This window comes from Pseudomonas sp. IPO3774 (genome assembly GCF_013386835.1).
Lineage (GTDB): Bacteria > Pseudomonadota > Gammaproteobacteria > Pseudomonadales > Pseudomonadaceae > Aquipseudomonas.
In genome coordinates this window covers 18,220-36,264 of record NZ_JACAQY010000067.1, presented here as the reverse complement: position 1 = coordinate 36,264, position 18,045 = coordinate 18,220, and the positions used below count along the sequence as shown (strand labels likewise).

The following is an 18,045-nucleotide window of genomic DNA, read 5'->3' as shown; positions in this document are numbered from 1 at the left end:
TGCCGCCCTAAAAAACAGGATCATTTAATAAATGGCCACATACGAAATCCTGATTGCCGATGACCACCCGCTGTTTCGCAGTGCGCTGCACCAGGCGGTCACGTTGGGCCTGGGGCCGGATGTACGCCTCGTCGAAGTCGCCAGCATTGCCGAGCTGGAAACCCGCCTTACCGAAAAGTCCGACTGGGACCTGGTCCTGCTGGACCTGAACATGCCGGGTGCCTACGGTTTTTCCGGGCTGGTGCTGCTGCGTGGGCAATACCCGCAGATACCGGTGGTGATGGTATCGGCCCAGGAAGAGGCGTCGGTGGTGGTGCGCTCCAAGGAGTTCGGTGCCAGTGGTTTCATTCCCAAGTCCAGCTCCATGGAAGACATCCAGAAAGCCGTGCGCACGGTGCTGGATGGCGATGTCTCCTGGCCGCCGCAGGCCTTTGAAGAGATCAACGTCTCCGACGAAGCCAAGGCCGCGCGTGATGGCCTGGCCAGCCTCACGCCCCAGCAGTTCCGCGTATTGACCATGGTCTGCGAAGGTCTATTGAACAAACAGATTGCCTACGAGCTGAGCGTGTCGGAAGCGACCATCAAGGCTCACGTCACGGCGATCTTCCGCAAGCTCGGCGTACGTACGCGAACCCAGGCGGCGCTGCTCTTGCAACAACTTGAGTCAATTTCGCAGCATTAAGACGCTGTTCATTCACGTTTTTTTGACTTTGCTTACTCTAGTTTCCCCACACCTTTTTGCTCAGTTGCCTACTCTATGTCGCCTTTCAAGGGTCAAACCGGTATCAAACGTATCTTCAACGCAGGCGGATATTCCCTGGATGGCCTGCGTGCGGCTTTCACCGGCGAGGCGGCGTTTCGTCAGCTGGTGTTGCTCAATGTCATCCTGATCCCGCTGAGTTTCTTCCTTAACGTCAGCCGGGTAGAGCGGGCGCTGCTGATCGCCGTGTGCCTGCTGGCGTTGATCGTCGAGTTGCTCAACTCCGCCGTCGAAGCGGCGATCGACCGGATTTCCCTGGACCTGCACCCCTTGTCGAAAAATGCCAAGGACATGGGCAGCGCCGCGCAGTTCGTAGCGCTGACCATGATTACCCTGGTGTGGGCCGTGATCCTGATCTAGGCAATGGTCGGCAGTACGATCTCGTCGCTGCGCTGCACCCCGGCGGTGAACGACCGGCACAGCTCGAGGAATTCGCGCATCGCCGAGGTCTGGTACTTCTGCTTGTGCCAGATGAAGTAGAACTGCCGGGCCAGGTCCAGGTCCGGGGTTTCCACCGGTACCAGGCTGCCACGCCGGAAGGCGTCGCGCAGCGCCAGCCGGGAAATGCAGCCAATCCCCAAGCCTGATTCCACCGCGCGTTTGATTGCCTCGGTGTGTTCCAGCTCCAGGCGGATATTCAGCGCGCTGCGGTGATGCCGCATGGCCTGGTCAAAGGTCAGGCGTGTTCCAGAGCCTTGTTCCCGCAGGATCCAGGCTTCATGGGTCAGCTCTTCCATGGTCGCCTGGCCGCGCTTGGCCAAGTGATGCTGGGGTGCGCAGAACACCACCAGTTCATCTTCCACCCAGGTTTGCACCTCGATGTCCGGGTGGCTGCAGTCGCCTTCGATTAGACCCAGATCAATTTCGTAGTGCGCCACCTGATGCACGATATGCGCAGTGTTCTGCACATGCAGCTTCACCTGGCTCTCGGGATGCTGCTGCATGAAGCTGCCGATCAGCAGCGTGGCCAGGTAGTTGCCGATGGTCAGCGTGGCCCCGACCGCCAGGGAGCCGAAGCCCGACTTGCCGTTGAGCAGGTCCTCGATCTCCTTGGCCTGGTCCAGCAGTGCCACCGCCTGGGGCAATAGCTGGTGACCGAGGGCGTTGAGGCTCAGGCGTTTGCCCGCGCGGTCGAACAATTGGCAGCTGGATTGCCGCTCCAGCTCGGTAATCGACGTGCTGGCGGCGGATTGAGATAAGGCCAGAAGGCCAGCAGCGCGCGAGACGCTTTCCTGCTGGGCGACGGCGACGAAGACTTGCAGTTGACGTAGAGTAAATCGCATATCGATATAACCGATAACCCTTATCTTAATAATCCAGTTAACAGATATTGTCGCCGCCATTAGAATGCTGTGCAATTGCGCATCCATCATTTGGCGCAGACCCATTTCCAGGAGTCCCCCGTACATGAGCAACATGAACCACGAGCGTGTCCTCAGTGTTCATCACTGGAACGACACTCTGTTCAGCTTCAAGTGCACCCGCGATCCGGGCCTGCGCTTCGAGAACGGTCAGTTCGTGATGATCGGCCTGCAACAGCCCAACGGCCGCCCGCTCATGCGCGCTTACTCGATTGCCAGCCCGAACTGGGAAGAGCATCTGGAGTTTTTCAGCATCAAGGTGCCTGATGGCCCGCTGACTTCCCAATTGCAGCACTTGAAGGAAGGCGACGAGATCATCATCAGCAAAAAACCGACGGGCACCCTGGTGCTTGACGATTTGAAGCCGGGCAAACACCTGTACCTGCTCAGCACCGGCACTGGCCTGGCGCCGTTCATGAGCGTGATCCAGGACCCGGAAACCTACGAGCGTTTCGAAAAAGTGATCCTGTGCCACGGCGTGCGTTACGTCAACGAAGTCGCCTACCGCGAATTCATCACCGAGCACCTGCCGCAGAACGAGTTCTTCGGCGAGGCCCTGCGTGACAAGTTGATCTACTACCCGACCGTGACCCGTGAGCCGTTCGAAAACGAGGGCCGCCTGACCGACCTGATGCGCAGCGGCAAGCTGTTCAGCGATATCGGGCTGCCGCCGATCAATCCTGAAGACGACCGCGCCATGCTGTGCGGCAGCCCAAGCATGCTGGATGAAACCAGCGAAGTGCTCAACAGCTTCGGTTTGAAGGTTTCCCCGCGTATGCGTGAGCCGGGCGACTACCTGATCGAGCGTGCGTTCGTCGAGAAATAAGCGCGACGCAAAAAAATGTGGGAGCGGGCTTGCTCGCGAAAGCGGTGTAACAGTCACCAGATGTATTGACTGATCCACCGCTTTCGCGAGCAAGCCCGCTCCCACATTTGTTTCCGGTTTACCCGGCCGACACGACTTCCAGCACACAAATCATCCCGGCTTCGGGATAGTGCCAGCGCACATCAACATCCCAGAACTGCGCCCCGTATTCCCGCTCCGGCCCCGGCGTCTGGTACGCCGGCCGTGGATCCTGCGCCAGGCACTGCTCGATCAACGCCACCAATGGCTCGCCAAGGCGCTGAGCGTGGCCTTCTGCCTGTTGCAGCGCAGTCTTCAGCCACTGCACGGGGATCAGCTGTGGCGCAGCGCTGGCGATGCTGTTGGTCGCAGTGTCAACTATGTCTGCGTACGGCACGTACGGCTTGATGTCGAGAATCGGTGTGCCATCCAGCAGGTCGATCCCGGATATCCACAGGCGCCCATCTTCCACCTTGTCCAGCTTGACCACTGACTGGCCGATGCCGTTGGGCCGGTGCGTCGCGCGGGTGGCGAACACGCCCATGGACGTGTTGCCACCCAGGCGCGGCGGGCGCACTTTCAGCCGTGGTTTATCTTCCAGCGCCTGGTGGAACAGGAACAGCAGCCACACATGGCTGACCTGTTCCAAACCCTGCACCGCCTCACCCTGGTCGAATGGTGCCACCAACTCCAGCACGCCCCGGGCGGCAGGCGCCAGTTGTGGCTGGCGCGGGATGGCGAACTTCTCCTTGAAGCAGGAGCGGACAAAGCCGATGGGCGAGACGCTGTAGTTCACGGGTTTAGGCGCGAACGCGCAGGGTCAGGCCCTTGAGGAAGTTGCGCAACAGCTGGTCACCACAGGTGCGGTAGTTGGTGTGGCCGAACTTGCGGAACAGTGCGCTCAGCTCAGGCTTGGACACCGGGAACTCGGAGGCCTTGAGGATTGCGTGCATGTCGTCTTCCTTCAGTTCGAAGGCCACGCGCAGTTTCTTCAGGACGATGTTGTTGGTCACCGGCAGTTCGATCGGCTGCGGTGGACGGCTCTCGTCCTTGCCGCGCTTGAAGATCACCAGGCCATCGAGGAAATGCGCCATGACTTCGTCCGGGCAGAACACGAAGCCTTCTTCCTCGTCTTTCTTGAGATAGGTCAGCAGGTCGTCCTTGGTGACTTCCATGCCGCCGAGCTTGATGATCTCGACCATCTTGTTGTCGCTGATGTCGAGCATGTAGCGCACGCTGCGCAGTACGTCGTTGTGAATCATGGTGGGCAATCCTGGTCATTCAACTGTGGACACCGCCCAGGCAGGCGGTATCGAGAGATTCGGCGGCGAAAAAAGTCTTAGAACTTTTCTTTGCCGGACAGATAGCGCCATTGGCCTACCGGCACTTTGCCGATGGAGACTCCGCCAATGCGGATGCGTCGAATGGCGACGACTTTCAGGCCGACGGCTTCGCAGAACAAGGCAATCACACCCGGTTGCGGGTTTTTCAGCGCAAAGCGCAGGCGGTTCTCGTTCTGCCAGCTGGCTTTCACCGCCGGCAATTCCTTACCTTTGTAGGTCAGGCCATGGTTGAGGCGGTTCAGGCCGTGGGCGACCATGTCGCCGGACACCTCCACCACGTATTCCTGTTCGATCTTGTTCGCGTCAGCGGTCAGCTTGCGCAAAATCTTCCAGTCCTGGGTGAACACCAGCAGGCCGCTGGCCTTGGCTTGCAGGTCACTGCTGGCGGTCAGGCGCAGGAAGTGGCCCTTGAGCGGGCGCTTGCTGAAGCGGTGTTCTTCCGACAGGGTCTCGGCGTTGATCGACGCCATGGCTGTCTCGGCATCCACGCCGGCGGGGGCGTGGAACAGGATGGTCACCGGCTCCGGCGCTGTGGCCTTGGCCTCAGGGTCAAGCTCGACCTTCTGGGTGGTGACCTTGAACTGCGGCTCGTCGATCACTTCACCGTCCACCGTGACCCAGCCGCCTTCGATGAACAGCTCAGCCTCCCGACGGGAGCAACCGACCAGTTCGATGAGGCGTTTGGAGAGGCGTAGGGGTTCAGTCATGACAAGGGCCGAAACAAAAGGGGGCGGCTATTGTACCTGTGTGGCGCCGGTTAATCCCGGCTCCATTTCATTTAGCCGCGACGCGCCTGTGGCTGGGCCTGGCGCAAACGCATGTGCAGCAACGGATAAGGCTGGCCCATGCCGTCATGGTCCGTGCGTCCGATCACCTCAAAGCCTTGCTTGAAGTAAAAGCCCAGGGCCTGCGGGTTCTGTTCGTTGACGTCCAGTTGATCGGCATTCATCGACTCGATGGCATAGCGCAGCAATTGCCGGCCCAGGCCCTGGCCACGGTGCTCGGGGTCGATAAACAGCATCTCGACCTTGCCCGCGGCCACCCCGGCAAACCCGGTGATGCGCTGGCGCGAGTCCTTGGTGCAGATCAGCATCACCGCGTCGAGGTAGCGGGTCAGCACCAGGTTTTTCAGCAACTCGATGTAACTGTCCGGCAGGAAGTCATGGGTGGCCCGCACCGAAGCCTCCCAGATGCGGGTCAGTTCCTGATAGTCGCTGGATTTGGGTGTATGGATAACCGAATGCTGACGCATGCCCGCTGCCCCTTGCCGATGATTGGCGCCGATGGGCAAAACGATAGACCTAAAAAAGCCCCGCATCTTGTCCAGAGGCAGGGCTTTTTCAATTCTTTACACCTTATGCGCGTTTTTCAGCCCACAGGTCGTACTCGTCGGCGTCGGTCACGGTGCACCAGACCTTGTCGCCTGGCTTCAGGCCGCTGGCATCGTCGATGAACACGTTACCGTCGATTTCCGGCGCATCGAAGAAGCAGCGGCCTACAGCGCCTTGCTCGTCGACTTCGTCGATCAGTACTTCGATCTCACGGCCGATGCGCAGTTGCAGGCGCGCCGAGCTGATGGCCTGCTGGTGCGCCATGAAGCGCTCCCAACGGTCCTGCTTGACGTCGTCCGGCACGATGGCAGCGTCCAGCAGGTTGGCCGGAGCACCTTCCACCGGCGAGTACTGGAAGCAGCCGACGCGGTCCAGCTGGGCCTCGGTCAGCCAGTCCAGCAGGTACTGGAAGTCTTCTTCGGTTTCGCCGGGGAAGCCGACGATGAAGGTGGAGCGGATGATCAGGTCCGGGCAGATCTCGCGCCAGTTCTTGATGCGCGCCAGGGTCTTGTCTTCGAAGGCCGGGCGTTTCATGGCCTTGAGGATTTTCGGGCTGGCGTGCTGGAACGGGATGTCCAGGTACGGCAGGATCTTGCCGGCGGCCATCAGCGGGATCAGCTCGTCAACGTGCGGGTATGGGTAAACGTAGTGCAGGCGCACCCATACGCCGAGGCTGCTCAGGGCTTCGCAGAGTTCGGTCATGCGGGTTTTCACCGGCGCGCCGTTCCAGAAGCCAGTGCGGTATTTGACGTCGACGCCGTAGGCGCTGGTGTCCTGGGAGATCACCAGCAGCTCTTTCACGCCGGATTTGACCAGGCGCTGGGCCTCGTCCAGCACGTCGCCCACCGGGCGGCTCACCAGTTTGCCGCGCATCGACGGGATGATGCAGAAGCTGCAGCTGTGGTTGCAGCCTTCGGAAATCTTCAGGTAGGCGTAGTGGCGCGGCGTCAGCTTGATGCCCTGCGGCGGCACCAGGTCGATCAGCGGGTTGTGGTCCTGGCGCGGCGGCACTACGTCGTGCACGGCGTTGACCACTTGCTCGTACTGCTGCGGGCCGGTCACGGCCAGCACGCTCGGGTGCACGTTGCGGATGGCGCCTTCTTCCACACCCATGCAGCCGGTGACGATCACCTTGCCGTTTTCCTTGATGGCTTCGCCGATCACTTCCAGGGACTCGGCCTTGGCTGAGTCGATGAAGCCGCAGGTGTTGACCACCACCACGTCCGCGTCCTGGTAGGTGGACACGACGTCATAGCCTTCCATGCGCAGTTGCGTAAGGATGCGTTCGGAGTCGACCAGAGCCTTTGGGCAACCCAGGGATACAAAGCCGACCTTGGGGTTGGCTTTTGCGATGGTGGTGGACATGTCTAACCTCGGTATTGAATGACGCCGCCCGTCGTGCACGAAAGGTGGCGGATGGGCACTTGGTGTGCCTCTGATCAAAAAGTGCGCAATTCTAGCGACGGGAATCGCTCTTGACCAGCTTTATGCAGGGAAATACGACGAGTGCTGCGCTATGCTTCGCGCCGTTGCACCTGAGTGAATTTCCTCGGTCAATAAATCGTCTGTAACGAGAAGTAAAACAGCGCATGCTGTGGACAGCATAGGCGCCCGCAGCAGGCGCGCTGTTTATAAAAGACCGCAGGTCAAAGGGCAGGAGTGGTTGATGGGTCAGGCAAGTAGTCAGGCAGCAGGTGCCGAGCAGTCCAACGCAAAGCCGATCGGCATGCTGGTGGCGGCAGTGGGGGTGGTTTACGGCGATATCGGCACCAGCCCGCTCTACACCCTTAAAGAGGTGTTTGCTGGCGGTTATGGGGTTCAGGTCAATCACGACGGGGTCTTCGGGATCCTGGCGCTGATTTTCTGGTCGCTGGTCTGGGTCGTTTCGATCAAGTACGTGCTGTTTATCCTGCGCGCGGATAACCAGGGCGAGGGCGGCATCATGGCCCTGACGGCTTTGGCCCGGCGGGCGGCGGCACCTTACCCCAAGTTGCGTTCGGTGCTGGTGATTCTCGGCCTGATCGGTGCGGCGCTGTTTTACGGCGACAGCATGATCACCCCGGCGATCTCGGTATTGTCGGCGGTCGAAGGCCTGGAACTGGCGTTTGATGGCCTTGAGCGCTGGGTGGTGCCGCTTTCGCTGGTGGTGCTGGTGGGGCTGTTCCTGATCCAGAAACATGGCACGGACCGCATCGGCAAGCTGTTCGGCCCGGTGATGGTGCTGTGGTTCCTGGTGTTGGCCGGCCTGGGCATCCATGGAATCATCCAGCACCCTGAGGTGCTCAATGCCCTCAACCCTGTGTGGGGCGTGCGCTTCTTCATCGTTCACCCTGGCATGGGCGTGGCGATTCTCGGTGCGGTGGTACTGGCATTGACCGGCGCCGAGGCGCTGTACGCCGACATGGGCCACTTCGGACGCAAGCCGATTGCCCGTGCCTGGTTCGCCCTGGTGCTGCCGGCGTTGGTGCTCAACTACTTTGGCCAGGGCGCGCTGCTGCTGGAAAATCCAGAGGCAGCCCGCAACCCGTTCTACCTGCTGGCACCGGAGTGGGCTCTGGTCCCGCTGGTGGCGTTGTCCACTTTGGCCACCGTGATTGCTTCCCAAGCGGTGATCTCCGGGGCGTTCTCCCTGACCCGTCAGGCGATCCAGCTCGGTTACATCCCGCGCATGCATATCCAGCACACTTCCAGCGCCGAGCAAGGCCAGATCTACATCGGCGCGGTGAACTGGTCACTGATGGTGGGCGTGATCCTGCTGGTGCTGGGCTTCGAGTCCTCCAACGCCCTGGCTTCGGCCTACGGTGTGGCGGTGACGGGCACCATGTTGATCACCAGCATTCTGGTGTCGGCGGTGATGCTGTTGCTGTGGAAATGGCCGCCGGTACTGGCTATCCCGGTGTTGATCGGTTTCCTGTTGGTGGATGGGCTGTTCTTTGCCGCCAACGTGCCGAAGATCGTGCAGGGTGGTGCGTTTCCGGTATTGGCGGGGATTGTGTTGTTTATCCTCATGACCACCTGGAAGCGCGGCAAGGAGCTGCTGGTGGACCGGCTGGACGAAGGTGGGCTGCCGCTGCCGATCTTTATCAGCAGTATCCGTGTGCAGCCGCCGCATCGCGTGCAAGGCACGGCGGTGTTCCTGACCGCACGCCCGGATGCCGTGCCCCACGCCTTGCTGCATAACTTGCTGCATAACCAGGTGCTGCATGAGCAGGTGGTGCTGTTGACGGTGGTCTACGAAGACATCCCGCGTGTACCGGCCCAGCGTCGTTTCGAGGTCGATTCCTATGGCGAGGGCTTCTTCCGGGTGATCCTGCACTTTGGTTTCGTCGATGAACCGGACGTGCCCGAAGCGCTGAAGCTGTGCCATCTGGATGACCTGGATTTCAGCCCGATGCGCACCACCTACTTCCTCAGCCGCGAAACCGTGATCGCGTCCCGCATCAAGGGCATGGCGCGTTGGCGCGAAGGGTTGTTCGCGTTCATGCTGAAGAACGCCAACGGCAACCTGCGCTTCTTCAAGTTGCCGGTTAACCGGGTGATCGAGCTCGGCACTCAAGTAGAAATGTAAGCCCAACAAAAAGCCCCCGGTGCCTTGCGGCAGCGGGGGCTTTTTTGTGGGCGCTTATTCGGCCGGGGTCTTGCCCTGGCGCTTCTCGATGATGTCTACCAGACGCTTGGCCAGCGCCGGGTAGTTCTCGTCGAAGTGATGGCCGCCAGGCAGCTTCACGGCTTCGCCGACAGCGGTCTTGTCGGTGCAGCCACTCTCGTCGACTTCTTCGGCACCGTAGATGCACACCACCTTGTCGGCCGGCAGCTTGGCCATTTCCGGGCCGGTCGCAGCTTCCTTGCCGGCGTTGCCCAGCCAGCCTTCCACTTCGATCTCGAAGCTGCCGGTGCGGGCGAAGGCCAGCAGGATGATCGCGTCTACACGCTGCTGCTCGTTTTCCGGCAGGCGGTTGTAGATGGCCGGCAGCACATCGGCGCCGAACGAGTAGCCGGTCAGCACGAAGCGCTTGGTGCCCCATTTCTGCCGGTAGTGCTGCATCAGCTCGGCGAGGTCCTTGGCGCTTTGTTCCGGGGTCTTGTGCTGCCAGTAGTAGCGCAGGGTATCGATGCCCACCACCGGGTAGCCGATCTTGGCCATTTCACCGGCCACGTCGCGGTCCAGGTCACGCCAGCCGCCGTCACCGGAGAGGAACAGGGTGACGGTGTCCTTGGCCTGCCCAGCCGGCACTTCGACCACCGGGATCGCCAGGCCGCCGTTGTCCGAGCCTACCAGTTGCTTGCGCAGCTCGTTGTTCAGCACTTGCGGGTAGTGAACGTCGTAGTCGCTGATGCTGGTGGTAGCACGCGGTGTATCGCGTACAAAACTGGCAGCATCGTCGTCAGGGTTATCGTTCCAGGCCACCAGCCAGCTACCGTGGGCCGAAGTCTTCGGCAACGGGTCGTTGCAGCCTGGCTGCGCCAGCGCGAAGCCGACGGAGATGGCATTGGCCTTGTCGTCGTTCTGCGCGGCCAGCCAGCGCCAGGCCAGGGCTGCGCCAGGGCCGATGCCGCTGACCAGGGTCGCCGGGCCGGCGAGCTGGCCGAGGGCGGTTTGCAGGGCTTGTTCCTGCAGCTTGCAGTCATCCTTGGGCAGGATTACCTGGACGATCTGCGCTGCGCCGCCCTGGCTCAGGGCGATCAGTTGGCTGTCGGTCAGGGTTTCGTCGGCCAGCACGGCCACGGCCACGCGGGCCTTGGGCGCGGTACCCGGGGTGACGCGGGTCAGGACCGTGCCATCGGCCTGGGGCAGTTGTTCCAGAGTCGGTTGCGGTGCAGGGCGGTTCCAGTACCAGTAGCCGCCACCGAGGATCAGTGCCAGTACCACCAAAAATGCCAATACATACCGCCAGGAGCGTCGAATCATCAGCGTTTCACCAATCCAGTCAAGCCGCCCGCAATCAGGGCGGCGGTGTCGGCCAGTGCCACCAGCGGATCAAGTCCTGCGGGCACGGCCATATAACGGGGTTCCCAGTCAGGCTGGAACTTGTCTTTGAAGCGGCGCAAGCCTTGGAAGTTATACAGTTGCTCGCCACGGCGGAACACCATCGAGCCCAGGCGTTGGGTCAGCGGGGCGCCACGTCGTGGTTGCAGGCCCGACAACGGCACCATGCCGAGGCTGAAGCGGGCGTAGCCATGGTTCTTATAATGTTGAATCAGGCCGACCATCATGAATTCCATGGTCAGTTTCGGCGCGTCCGGGTGCGCACGCATCAGGTCGAGACTGGCCAGGTCGTGGCTGTAGGTCTCAAGCAGGTTCGCAAACGCTACCGGGCGCCCTTCGAAGCGAATGATCGCAATACGAAAGTGCTTGAGGTAGTCGTCGCTGAATCGTCCAAGGGAAAAGCCTTTTTCCCGCACGTTCTTGCCGGTCAGCCATGCGTCGGAGATGACTTTCAACTCCTCCATCGGGGCCTGGCCGGGTTCGTGGATCTCCAGGGACAAGCCATCACGGGTCCCGCGGTTCCAGGTGTAGCGCAGGTCCTTCATCTCTTTGCCCTTGGCTTCCAGGTCAAAGCGTTTGAGGTCGACCCGGGCTTCTTCACCCAGTTTGATCGCGGTGAGGCCGATGTCCATGTAGTACGGCAGGTTCTCCGCGCGCACCTGGTAGAACACCGGGCGGGCGTGGTGAATGTCGCACAGGTCGCGGAACTGCCAGATCATCTCGGCCCGTTGCAGGGTCGGGCCAATCGGATCGTACAAGGCCACCAGGCTGCGACCGCGACGAGCGTACATCAGGAACGCTTCGTCGTTGGGATGAAACAGCAGGGCCTTGTCGCCGGTCAGCGCCAGGCCGCCGTCGGGTTGTGCGGAGTTCATCAGGATCTTGGTGGCGCGCTCCAGCTCATCCGGTGTCGGCAAGTGGATGATCGGGCGCGCGGTACGCAGCAGCCAGGTCAGCGACACCACCACCAGCACCACGGCCGCGCCCAGCAGCGAGCGCAGGCCACGCGGGGCGTTGGCGTCGAGGGTGAACTGCCACCACAACTGATGGCTGTAGGGCACGTCCTGGTAGGCGAACAACAGCAGCCATATCGACGCACCGAGTACGCACACGCTGGCCACCAGGTACAGCGGCGAGAACGGCAGTTCGGTCAGGCGGCTGGCGCGGTAGAACGAGCGCCGGAAGATCGCCAGCAGCACCGCCGTCATGGTCATCAGGCTGGCTTCTTCCCAGTCGAAACCCTTGAGCAGGGAGAGCAGGGCGCCGGTCAGCAGCAGCACCATGGTCAGCATCCACGCCGCGGACAACCGTCGACGCAGGCCCTGGGCCAACAGAAGGCAGAGCACGCCGATCAGGCTGGCACCAAAGTGCGACGCGTCAATCAGGCGATGAGGAATCAGGAAGCCGATGTTTTCCAGGCGTGAGTCGATTTCCGGGGTTGCGCCGGAAAACAGCAGGACCACGCCTGACAAAAAAACCAGTACGGCCAGGATCGGTGCAGCAAGGCCCGAGGCCGCCCGCAGGCTTTGTTGCGTATGGAACAGGCGCTGGGCTTCATTGACCAGCAGGAACACACAAGCGATCAACAGCGGCAGCACCACATAGATCATCCGGTACAGCAGCAGTGCGGCCGCCAGTGGCGCGGCACCGAGCTTGTCGGCGAAGGCAGCCAGCAGGATTGCTTCGAACACCCCGACGCCACCGGGTACATGGCTGAGCACACCGGCGGCCAGGGCCAGCAGGTACACCAGCAGGAACGGGCCAAAGGGCGGCGCTTCCGGCAGCAGCATATACAGCACGGTAGCGGCCGCAGCCACGTCGAGGGCAGTGATGATCAGTTGCAGGAAGGTCAGGCGACGGCCCGGCAGGCGCAAGGTGCGACGCCCGGCCCTGACCAGCAGGTTGTCCGGATACGGTTGTTCCGGCAGGCGGCGGCGGTAGATGCCAATGCACAGTGCGGCTGTTAACAGCAACACAGCACCGGCGATGCCGCCGAGCAGGCTGGCAGGTAGATGCAGGGCATTGGACGCGGCAGGCAGGTTGCTCAGGGTGGCCAGCGCAGCGAGCGGCGGCAGGGCGCAACCCAGGGCCAGGCTGGCAAACACGGTCATGCGCGCCACTTCCGAAGCGCCGATGCCATACCGTGCATATAAACGGTAGCGTACCGAGCCGCCCGAGAGCATCGACAGACCAATCGCGTTACCGATGGCGAATGCGGTAAAGCCGCCGTAGGCCAGAGTCTTGGCAGGCAGCTTCACGCCGGCATAACGGGCACCGGAAAATTCATAGCCCAACAAAATGATAAAGCCGGCGACAGCAGCACCGAACGCACCCAGCAGTGCAGGCTTAGGCACTTCAAGGATTGAATCGTGGAGCGCGTACAGATCCAGTTCAAGCAACAGGTGGCGACAGGCGATAAGGGCGATTGCGAACAGCAACAAGGTGACGGCCAGCCCGATGGGTTGGCGGTATTTGCTCAACAGATCCAGCCAGCGCAAACGGGTGGGAGTGATCGGTTGTGTCGCTGTGACAGAGTCTTGTGGTTCAGACGAGTTGGCGCGCATCAATCACCTCGTGGATTGTGCGCGACAGGATGGAGGTATCCAGCCAAGTTACCAATCCCTATGGACAAAATAATTACAAATATTAACGCGTATCGCGAAGTGCGGCGACAGCGCCCATTGGTCGTAGAAGGACAGTGCTTGAAGACTTAGCATAGCTTGCAATGAGATGGACTCTACAAACCGTGTACGGTTTCATGAAAGATGCCATGCCATTGTTTCAAAAGGACTTTTTCGTCAGATACAAAAAAGGCCACTCTTTCGAGCAGCCTTTTTTGATGTTTGGTTGCGGGAGCCGGATTTGAACCGACGACCTTCGGGTTATGAGCCCGACGAGCTACCAGACTGCTCCATCCCGCGTCTGTGTGGCGGCATTCTACAGAGCAACGGCGGGGTGTCAACCGTTAATCGAACGATGGGTCAAATAAGTGCAATTTAGCGTCGGATTGTCACGCGGGTGCGGTAAGTGCGCGATTGGGAAAGGTTTTTTGTCAGACAATCGAAACGAGGGCTAAAACAGACAGGCACAAAAAAGGCCACTCTTTCGAGTAGCCTTTTTTGATGTTTGGTTGCGGGAGCCGGATTTGAACCGACGACCTTCGGGTTATGAGCCCGACGAGCTACCAGACTGCTCCATCCCGCGTCTGTGTGTCGGCATTCTACAGAGGAACGCGAGTGTGTCAACCGCTGATTCAAAGAAAAGCGCTTGTGGTTCAATCGGTTAGCTCTCCAAGGTGGCCCCTTGATAGGCCGCGGGGCCAGTCTGGCCGAGGCTTTCAGCTCTATTGGGGGGTGTGTTTCGATTGAGAAAATGAATTCACCTGCGAATTTTCCTACCGCTTAAGCGGAAGATTCAAACTACTGGTGCTATATACAGGTGTGAGTGAGATACTGCCGGCCTGTCCGTTTTCTGCCCAGAACCACTGCCTTATATATGACGCAGCGCAAAATCATCCACGTCGACTGTGATTGCTTCTACGCCGCCATCGAGATGCGCGACGACCCGACCCTGGCGCAAAAGCCCCTGGCTGTCGGTGGCTCGGCAGACCGTCGCGGGGTGATCGCCACCTGCAACTATGAAGCACGGGCCTATGGTGTGCGTTCGGCCATGTCGTCCCGCCATGCCCTGAAGCTGTGCCCGGACCTGACCATCGTCAAGCCGCGCATGGATGCTTATAAAGAAGCATCAAAGGAAATCCAGACGATCTTTCGCGACTACACCGACCTGATCGAACCGTTGTCCCTGGACGAAGCCTACCTGGACGTCTCCGACAGCCCGCATTTCGGCGGCAGTGCCACGCGCATTGCCCAGGACATTCGCCGGCGGGTCTCCAACCAGTTGCACATCACCGTTTCCGCGGGCGTGGCGCCGAACAAGTTTCTCGCCAAGATCGCCAGCGACTGGAAAAAGCCCAACGGACTGTTTGTGATCACCCCCGACCAGGTGGAAGACTTTGTCTCGGCGCTGCCGGTGAAAAAGCTCCACGGCGTGGGCAAGGTGACGGCCGACAAGCTGGCGCGGCTGGGGATCGAGGACTGCCTGCAACTGCGGGAGTGGAACAAGTTGGCGCTGGTGCGAGAGTTTGGCAGTTTTGGCGAGCGGCTTTGGAGCCTGGCGCGTGGGATTGATGACCGGGTGGTGCAGAACGACAGCCGCCGGCAATCCATCAGCGTGGAAAATACCTACGATGTCGACCTGCCGGACTTGCCCAGTTGCCTGGAAAAACTGCCGGAGCTGATGGACACCCTGGCCGGGCGCATGGCGCGCATCGACAGCAGTTATCGGGCGGGCAAGCCGTTCGTCAAAGTGAAGTTTCACGACTTTACCCAGACGACCCTGGAGCAGGCGGGGGCAGGGCGGGACCTGGAGAGTTACCGGCAGTTGCTGACCCAGGCGTTCAATCGCGGCGACAAGCCGGTGCGATTGCTGGGAATAGGCGTGCGTTTGCTGGATTTGAGCAACGGCAACGAGCAGCTCCAATTTCCCTGGTAGAAACCGAAAGCCAAATGTGGGAGCGGGCTTGCTCGCGAATGCGGTGTGTCAGTTGACGCATGTGCTGGCTGACACGCCGCATTCGCGAGCAAGCCCGCTCCCACATTTAAAGGCTTCAGCGTGCTCCGGGATCCGCCACCAGGCGTCCGGCATCCTTGGTCAAGGCCTGCAGGAATTCCTGCTGCAACTCCGGATCATTGCGGGTCAGTTCGATCAGGCTCTGTTCCAGCTCGCTGGCTTCTTCTTCCAGGCCCAGCTCCGACAGGCGCTTGACCCGGTGCACCCACTCGTTGACCTCGTCGTCTTCCAGGTCGTCATAGATCAAACCGTGAGCTTCGAGCAATTTGCCCCGCAGGGTGCCGCTGATGGCCAGGGATGAGTCCGAGTGCACGTCATCCTGGGCATCTTCAACACTGATCTTCAGGGTGCTGATGCGGTTCAGGTCCTGCTCGGCAAACGGGCTGTCCAACAGGTTCAGGCGCAGCACGCCATCGCGGTCGGTGGTCAGCTCATGGGTTTGCTTGCCGGCAGTCACCTGTACCGGGCGCTCGCTCCAGGGCAGGCTCGAATACTCCACGCGCTTGTCGCGCTGGACTTCATCGATACCCGCCAGGTTCTGTTGCGCACGGCCGTTGGATTGCACGTTCATGAACGGGTTGAGCCCGTCCACGCCATAGCTGAGCCAATCCCGGGTCATGCTGGCAGGCAGGTTGCCCAGGGCAAACACATTCGCCACGTTGGCGCCGACGCCCGCCACGAGCGCGACCGCGCCCAGGGGCATCTCATAGAGTTTGCGCCAGGGCTGGTAGGGCGTGTAGCGGTCGTAGCGACGGGTAACTTCGAACTCGGTGACCTCAAAGGTCTTTTGCTCGTGAATGCGCACCCGGCGTTGCGGCAGCTCCAGCACCTTCGGCTCGCCCACGTCGATCTGCAGGCTGTGATCGAGCAATTTGCGCTCGATGCGTTCCTCGTGCTCGCTGCGTTGCGACATTTGGTTGGCGCAGCCGCTGACCAGCAGGGCGCCACATAACGTGGCGCCCCCCAGGGCTATGGTGTTTCGCTTGAACATGACGACTCTTGATCTGGTTTTCAGCGACGAATACGCGCCTGAAGGAAAGACAGCACGTCAGCCACCGGCAACGGTTGGGCCTCGGCTTCGGTCCGGCTCTTGTATTCCAGATTGCCATCGGCCAGGCCGCGGTCACTGACCACGATCCGGTGCGGGATGCCAATCAGTTCCATGTCGGCGAACTTGATGCCCGGGCTGATTTTCTTGTCCCGATCATCCAGCAGCACTTCAAAACCGGCAGCCGTCAGTTCGGCATACAGTTTGTCGGTGGCTTCGCGTACTTGCTCGGTTTCGTAGCGCAGCGGTACCAGGGCAACCTGAAATGGCGCCAGGGCGTCGCTCCAGATGATGCCTTTCTCGTCGTTGTTCTGCTCGATGGCAGCCGCAACCACGCGGGATACGCCAATGCCGTAGCAGCCCATTTCCAGGGTGATCGGCTTGCCGTTCTCGCCCAGCACTTCGCACTTCATCGCCTTGCTGTACTTGTTGCCCAGCTGGAAGATGTGCCCGACTTCGATGCCGCGCTTGATTTCCAGGGTGCCCTTGCCGTCCGGGCTCGGGTCGCCTGCAACCACGTTGCGCAGGTCGGCCACGGTCGGAACCGGCAGGTCGCGTTCCCAGTTCACGCCGAAGTAGTGCTTGTCATCGATGTTCGCACCGATGCCGAAGTCGCTCATCAGCTCGACCGAACGGTCGATGATGATCGGCAGTGGCAGGTTCAGCGGGCCGAGGGAACCGGCACCGGCGCCAATGGCATCACGCAGTTCTGAGTCGGTGGCCATGACCAGCGGGCTGGCAACGCCTGGCTGCTGAGCGGCCTTGATTTCGTTGAGCTCGTGGTCGCCACGGATTACCAGGGCGATCAGCTTGCCTTCTTCCTCGGCGCGCACGATCAGGGTCTTGATGGTCTTTTCAATCGGCAGATTGAATTTCTCCACCAGGGCCGCGATGGTCTTGGTCTCGGGTGTGTCCACCAGGCGCAGCTCTTCGCTTGGCGCAGGGCGGGAAGTTTCCCGTGGCACGGCTTCGGCTTTCTCGATGTTTGCCGCGTAGTCGGAACCGTTGCTGAACACGATGTCGTCTTCACCGGACTCGGCCAGCACGTGGAACTCGTGGGAGCCGGCACCGCCGATGGAGCCGTTGTCCGCTTCAACCGGACGGAATTTCAGGCCCAGACGCGTGAACACGTTGCAGTAGGCGGTGTGCATGCGGTCGTAAGTGACCTGAAGGGACGCCTGGTCAGCGTGGAACGAATAGGCGTCCTTCATGATGAATTCGCGGCCGCGCATCAAACCGAAGCGTGGGCGGATTTCGTCACGGAACTTGGTCTGGATCTGATACAGGTTGAGGGGCAGTTGCTTGTAGCTGCTCAACTCGTTGCGCATCAGGTCGGTGATCACTTCTTCGTGGGTCGGGCCGGCGCAGAAGTCCCGACCATGACGATCCTTGAAGCGCAGCAATTCAGGGCCGTACTCTTCCCAGCGCCCGGATTCCTGCCACAGCTCAGCCGGTTGGGTGCTCGGCATCAACACTTCCAGAGAGCCGGCAGCGTTCATTTCTTCACGAACGATGGCTTCGACCTTGCGCATCACCTTCAAGCCCATGGGCAGCCAGGTGTACAGGCCCGAGGCCAGTTTGCGGATCATGCCGGCGCGCAGCATCAGCTGATGGCTGATCACGACCGCGTCGGAAGGCGTTTCTTTCTGTGTGGCGAGCAAATATTGACTGGTGCGCATGGTAGGCCGTTGTCGGTTGCTTGGACTTGAAATGACTTGGGATTGTACGGGCGCTTGCTG

Annotated in this window: 15 protein-coding genes and 2 tRNA genes; 5 read left to right on the top strand and 12 right to left on the bottom strand. The window is 60.7% G+C overall.

Going from position 1 to position 18,045, the window contains the following annotated elements; all coding sequences use genetic code 11:
* Window positions 1–31 precede the first annotated feature (31 nt).
* A complete protein-coding gene (gene erdR / locus HYE77_RS29645; RefSeq protein WP_003208636.1) occupies window positions 32–682 on the top strand; it encodes a response regulator transcription factor ErdR in 651 nt (216 codons plus the stop codon).
* Between the two features lie 75 nt (window positions 683–757).
* Entirely contained in the window at window positions 758–1,120 is a 363-nt protein-coding gene (locus HYE77_RS29640; RefSeq protein ID WP_003208635.1) for a diacylglycerol kinase, read from the top strand.
* Here HYE77_RS29640 and HYE77_RS29635 read toward each other — a convergent pair.
* On the bottom strand, window positions 1,117–2,043 hold the full coding sequence (locus tag HYE77_RS29635; protein ID WP_003208633.1) for a LysR family transcriptional regulator: 927 nt from the start codon (window positions 2,041–2,043) through the stop codon (window positions 1,117–1,119). The two genes, HYE77_RS29640 and HYE77_RS29635, sit on opposite strands and share 4 nt — an antisense overlap.
* A gap of 124 nt (window positions 2,044–2,167) precedes the next feature.
* On the opposite strand from HYE77_RS29635, the gene fpr reads away from it, so the two are divergent.
* Entirely contained in the window at window positions 2,168–2,947 is a 780-nt protein-coding gene (gene fpr / locus HYE77_RS29630; protein ID WP_003189055.1) for a ferredoxin-NADP reductase, read from the top strand.
* A 118-nt stretch (window positions 2,948–3,065) separates the two neighbouring features.
* Here the strand turns inward: fpr and tsaA are convergent, their stop codons facing one another.
* From tsaA to rimO, 5 genes are all read right to left on the bottom strand, one after another.
* Window positions 3,066–3,761: a tRNA (N6-threonylcarbamoyladenosine(37)-N6)-methyltransferase TrmO gene (tsaA, locus tag HYE77_RS29625; protein WP_003208631.1), complete on the bottom strand. Its 696-nt coding sequence runs from the start codon at window positions 3,759–3,761 to the stop codon at window positions 3,066–3,068.
* 4 nt (window positions 3,762–3,765) lie between these two features.
* Window positions 3,766–4,227 (bottom strand): DUF1456 family protein, encoded by a 462-nt coding sequence (locus HYE77_RS29620; RefSeq protein ID WP_003208629.1) that lies wholly within the window; start codon window positions 4,225–4,227, stop codon window positions 3,766–3,768.
* Window positions 4,228–4,304: 77 nt separating this feature from the next.
* On the bottom strand, window positions 4,305–5,015 hold the full coding sequence (locus HYE77_RS29615; protein WP_003208627.1) for an rRNA pseudouridine synthase: 711 nt from the start codon (window positions 5,013–5,015) through the stop codon (window positions 4,305–4,307).
* 71 nt (window positions 5,016–5,086) lie between these two features.
* Window positions 5,087–5,560, bottom strand: coding sequence for a GNAT family N-acetyltransferase (locus HYE77_RS29610; RefSeq protein ID WP_003208626.1), 474 nt, complete (start codon window positions 5,558–5,560; stop codon window positions 5,087–5,089).
* Window positions 5,561–5,663: 103 nt separating this feature from the next.
* Window positions 5,664–7,004 (bottom strand): 30S ribosomal protein S12 methylthiotransferase RimO, encoded by a 1,341-nt coding sequence (rimO, locus tag HYE77_RS29605; protein WP_003208624.1) that lies wholly within the window; start codon window positions 7,002–7,004, stop codon window positions 5,664–5,666.
* Between the two features lie 301 nt (window positions 7,005–7,305).
* Between rimO and HYE77_RS29600 the strand changes: the two genes are divergently transcribed.
* Window positions 7,306–9,207: a potassium transporter Kup gene (locus HYE77_RS29600; RefSeq protein ID WP_003208622.1), complete on the top strand. Its 1,902-nt coding sequence runs from the start codon at window positions 7,306–7,308 to the stop codon at window positions 9,205–9,207.
* A gap of 54 nt (window positions 9,208–9,261) precedes the next feature.
* On the opposite strand, the gene HYE77_RS29595 is transcribed toward HYE77_RS29600, so the two are convergent.
* From HYE77_RS29595 to HYE77_RS29580, 4 genes are all read right to left on the bottom strand, one after another.
* Window positions 9,262–10,548, bottom strand: a complete 1,287-nt coding sequence (locus tag HYE77_RS29595; protein WP_003208620.1) for a virulence factor family protein — start codon at window positions 10,546–10,548, stop codon at window positions 9,262–9,264.
* Window positions 10,548–13,190, bottom strand: a complete 2,643-nt coding sequence (mprF, locus tag HYE77_RS29590) for a bifunctional lysylphosphatidylglycerol flippase/synthetase MprF (protein WP_008433574.1) — start codon at window positions 13,188–13,190, stop codon at window positions 10,548–10,550. Before mprF ends, HYE77_RS29595 begins: the two co-directional genes overlap by 1 nt.
* A 280-nt stretch (window positions 13,191–13,470) precedes the next feature.
* A tRNA-Met gene (locus tag HYE77_RS29585) sits at window positions 13,471–13,547 on the bottom strand.
* Between the two features lie 206 nt (window positions 13,548–13,753).
* Window positions 13,754–13,830, bottom strand: a tRNA-Met gene (locus HYE77_RS29580).
* 291 nt (window positions 13,831–14,121) lie between these two features.
* Between HYE77_RS29580 and dinB the strand changes: the two genes are divergently transcribed.
* On the top strand, window positions 14,122–15,180 hold the full coding sequence (gene dinB, locus HYE77_RS29575; RefSeq protein ID WP_003208617.1) for a DNA polymerase IV: 1,059 nt from the start codon (window positions 14,122–14,124) through the stop codon (window positions 15,178–15,180).
* Between the two features lie 115 nt (window positions 15,181–15,295).
* Here the strand turns inward: dinB and HYE77_RS29570 are convergent, their stop codons facing one another.
* Together HYE77_RS29570 and HYE77_RS29565 are read right to left on the bottom strand one after the other, a co-directional pair.
* On the bottom strand, window positions 15,296–16,249 hold the full coding sequence (locus HYE77_RS29570; RefSeq protein WP_003208616.1) for a hypothetical protein: 954 nt from the start codon (window positions 16,247–16,249) through the stop codon (window positions 15,296–15,298).
* 20 nt (window positions 16,250–16,269) lie between these two features.
* Window positions 16,270–17,985 (bottom strand): proline--tRNA ligase, encoded by a 1,716-nt coding sequence (locus HYE77_RS29565; protein ID WP_177070227.1) that lies wholly within the window; start codon window positions 17,983–17,985, stop codon window positions 16,270–16,272.
* Window positions 17,986–18,045 lie beyond the last annotated feature (60 nt).

What these genes read in the sequence shown, in the direction of transcription:
- erdR (WP_003208636.1), top strand. Translation starts at nt 32, where the DNA reads ATGGCCACATACGAAATCCTGATTGCCGATGACCACCCGCTGTTTCGC.
- HYE77_RS29640 (WP_003208635.1), top strand. Translation starts at nt 758, where the DNA reads ATGTCGCCTTTCAAGGGTCAAACCGGTATCAAACGTATCTTCAACGCA.
- HYE77_RS29635 (WP_003208633.1), bottom strand. Translation starts at nt 2,043, where the DNA reads ATGCGATTTACTCTACGTCAACTGCAAGTCTTCGTCGCCGTCGCCCAG.
- fpr (WP_003189055.1), top strand. Translation starts at nt 2,168, where the DNA reads ATGAGCAACATGAACCACGAGCGTGTCCTCAGTGTTCATCACTGGAAC.
- HYE77_RS29620 (WP_003208629.1), bottom strand. Translation starts at nt 4,227, where the DNA reads ATGATTCACAACGACGTACTGCGCAGCGTGCGCTACATGCTCGACATC.
- HYE77_RS29615 (WP_003208627.1), bottom strand. Translation starts at nt 5,015, where the DNA reads ATGACTGAACCCCTACGCCTCTCCAAACGCCTCATCGAACTGGTCGGT.
- HYE77_RS29610 (WP_003208626.1), bottom strand. Translation starts at nt 5,560, where the DNA reads ATGCGTCAGCATTCGGTTATCCATACACCCAAATCCAGCGACTATCAG.
- rimO (WP_003208624.1), bottom strand. Translation starts at nt 7,004, where the DNA reads ATGTCCACCACCATCGCAAAAGCCAACCCCAAGGTCGGCTTTGTATCC.
- HYE77_RS29600 (WP_003208622.1), top strand. Translation starts at nt 7,306, where the DNA reads ATGGGTCAGGCAAGTAGTCAGGCAGCAGGTGCCGAGCAGTCCAACGCA.
- HYE77_RS29595 (WP_003208620.1), bottom strand. Translation starts at nt 10,548, where the DNA reads ATGATTCGACGCTCCTGGCGGTATGTATTGGCATTTTTGGTGGTACTG.
- mprF (WP_008433574.1), bottom strand. Translation starts at nt 13,190, where the DNA reads ATGCGCGCCAACTCGTCTGAACCACAAGACTCTGTCACAGCGACACAA.
- dinB (WP_003208617.1), top strand. Translation starts at nt 14,122, where the DNA reads ATGACGCAGCGCAAAATCATCCACGTCGACTGTGATTGCTTCTACGCC.
- HYE77_RS29570 (WP_003208616.1), bottom strand. Translation starts at nt 16,249, where the DNA reads ATGTTCAAGCGAAACACCATAGCCCTGGGGGGCGCCACGTTATGTGGC.
- HYE77_RS29565 (WP_177070227.1), bottom strand. Translation starts at nt 17,985, where the DNA reads ATGCGCACCAGTCAATATTTGCTCGCCACACAGAAAGAAACGCCTTCC.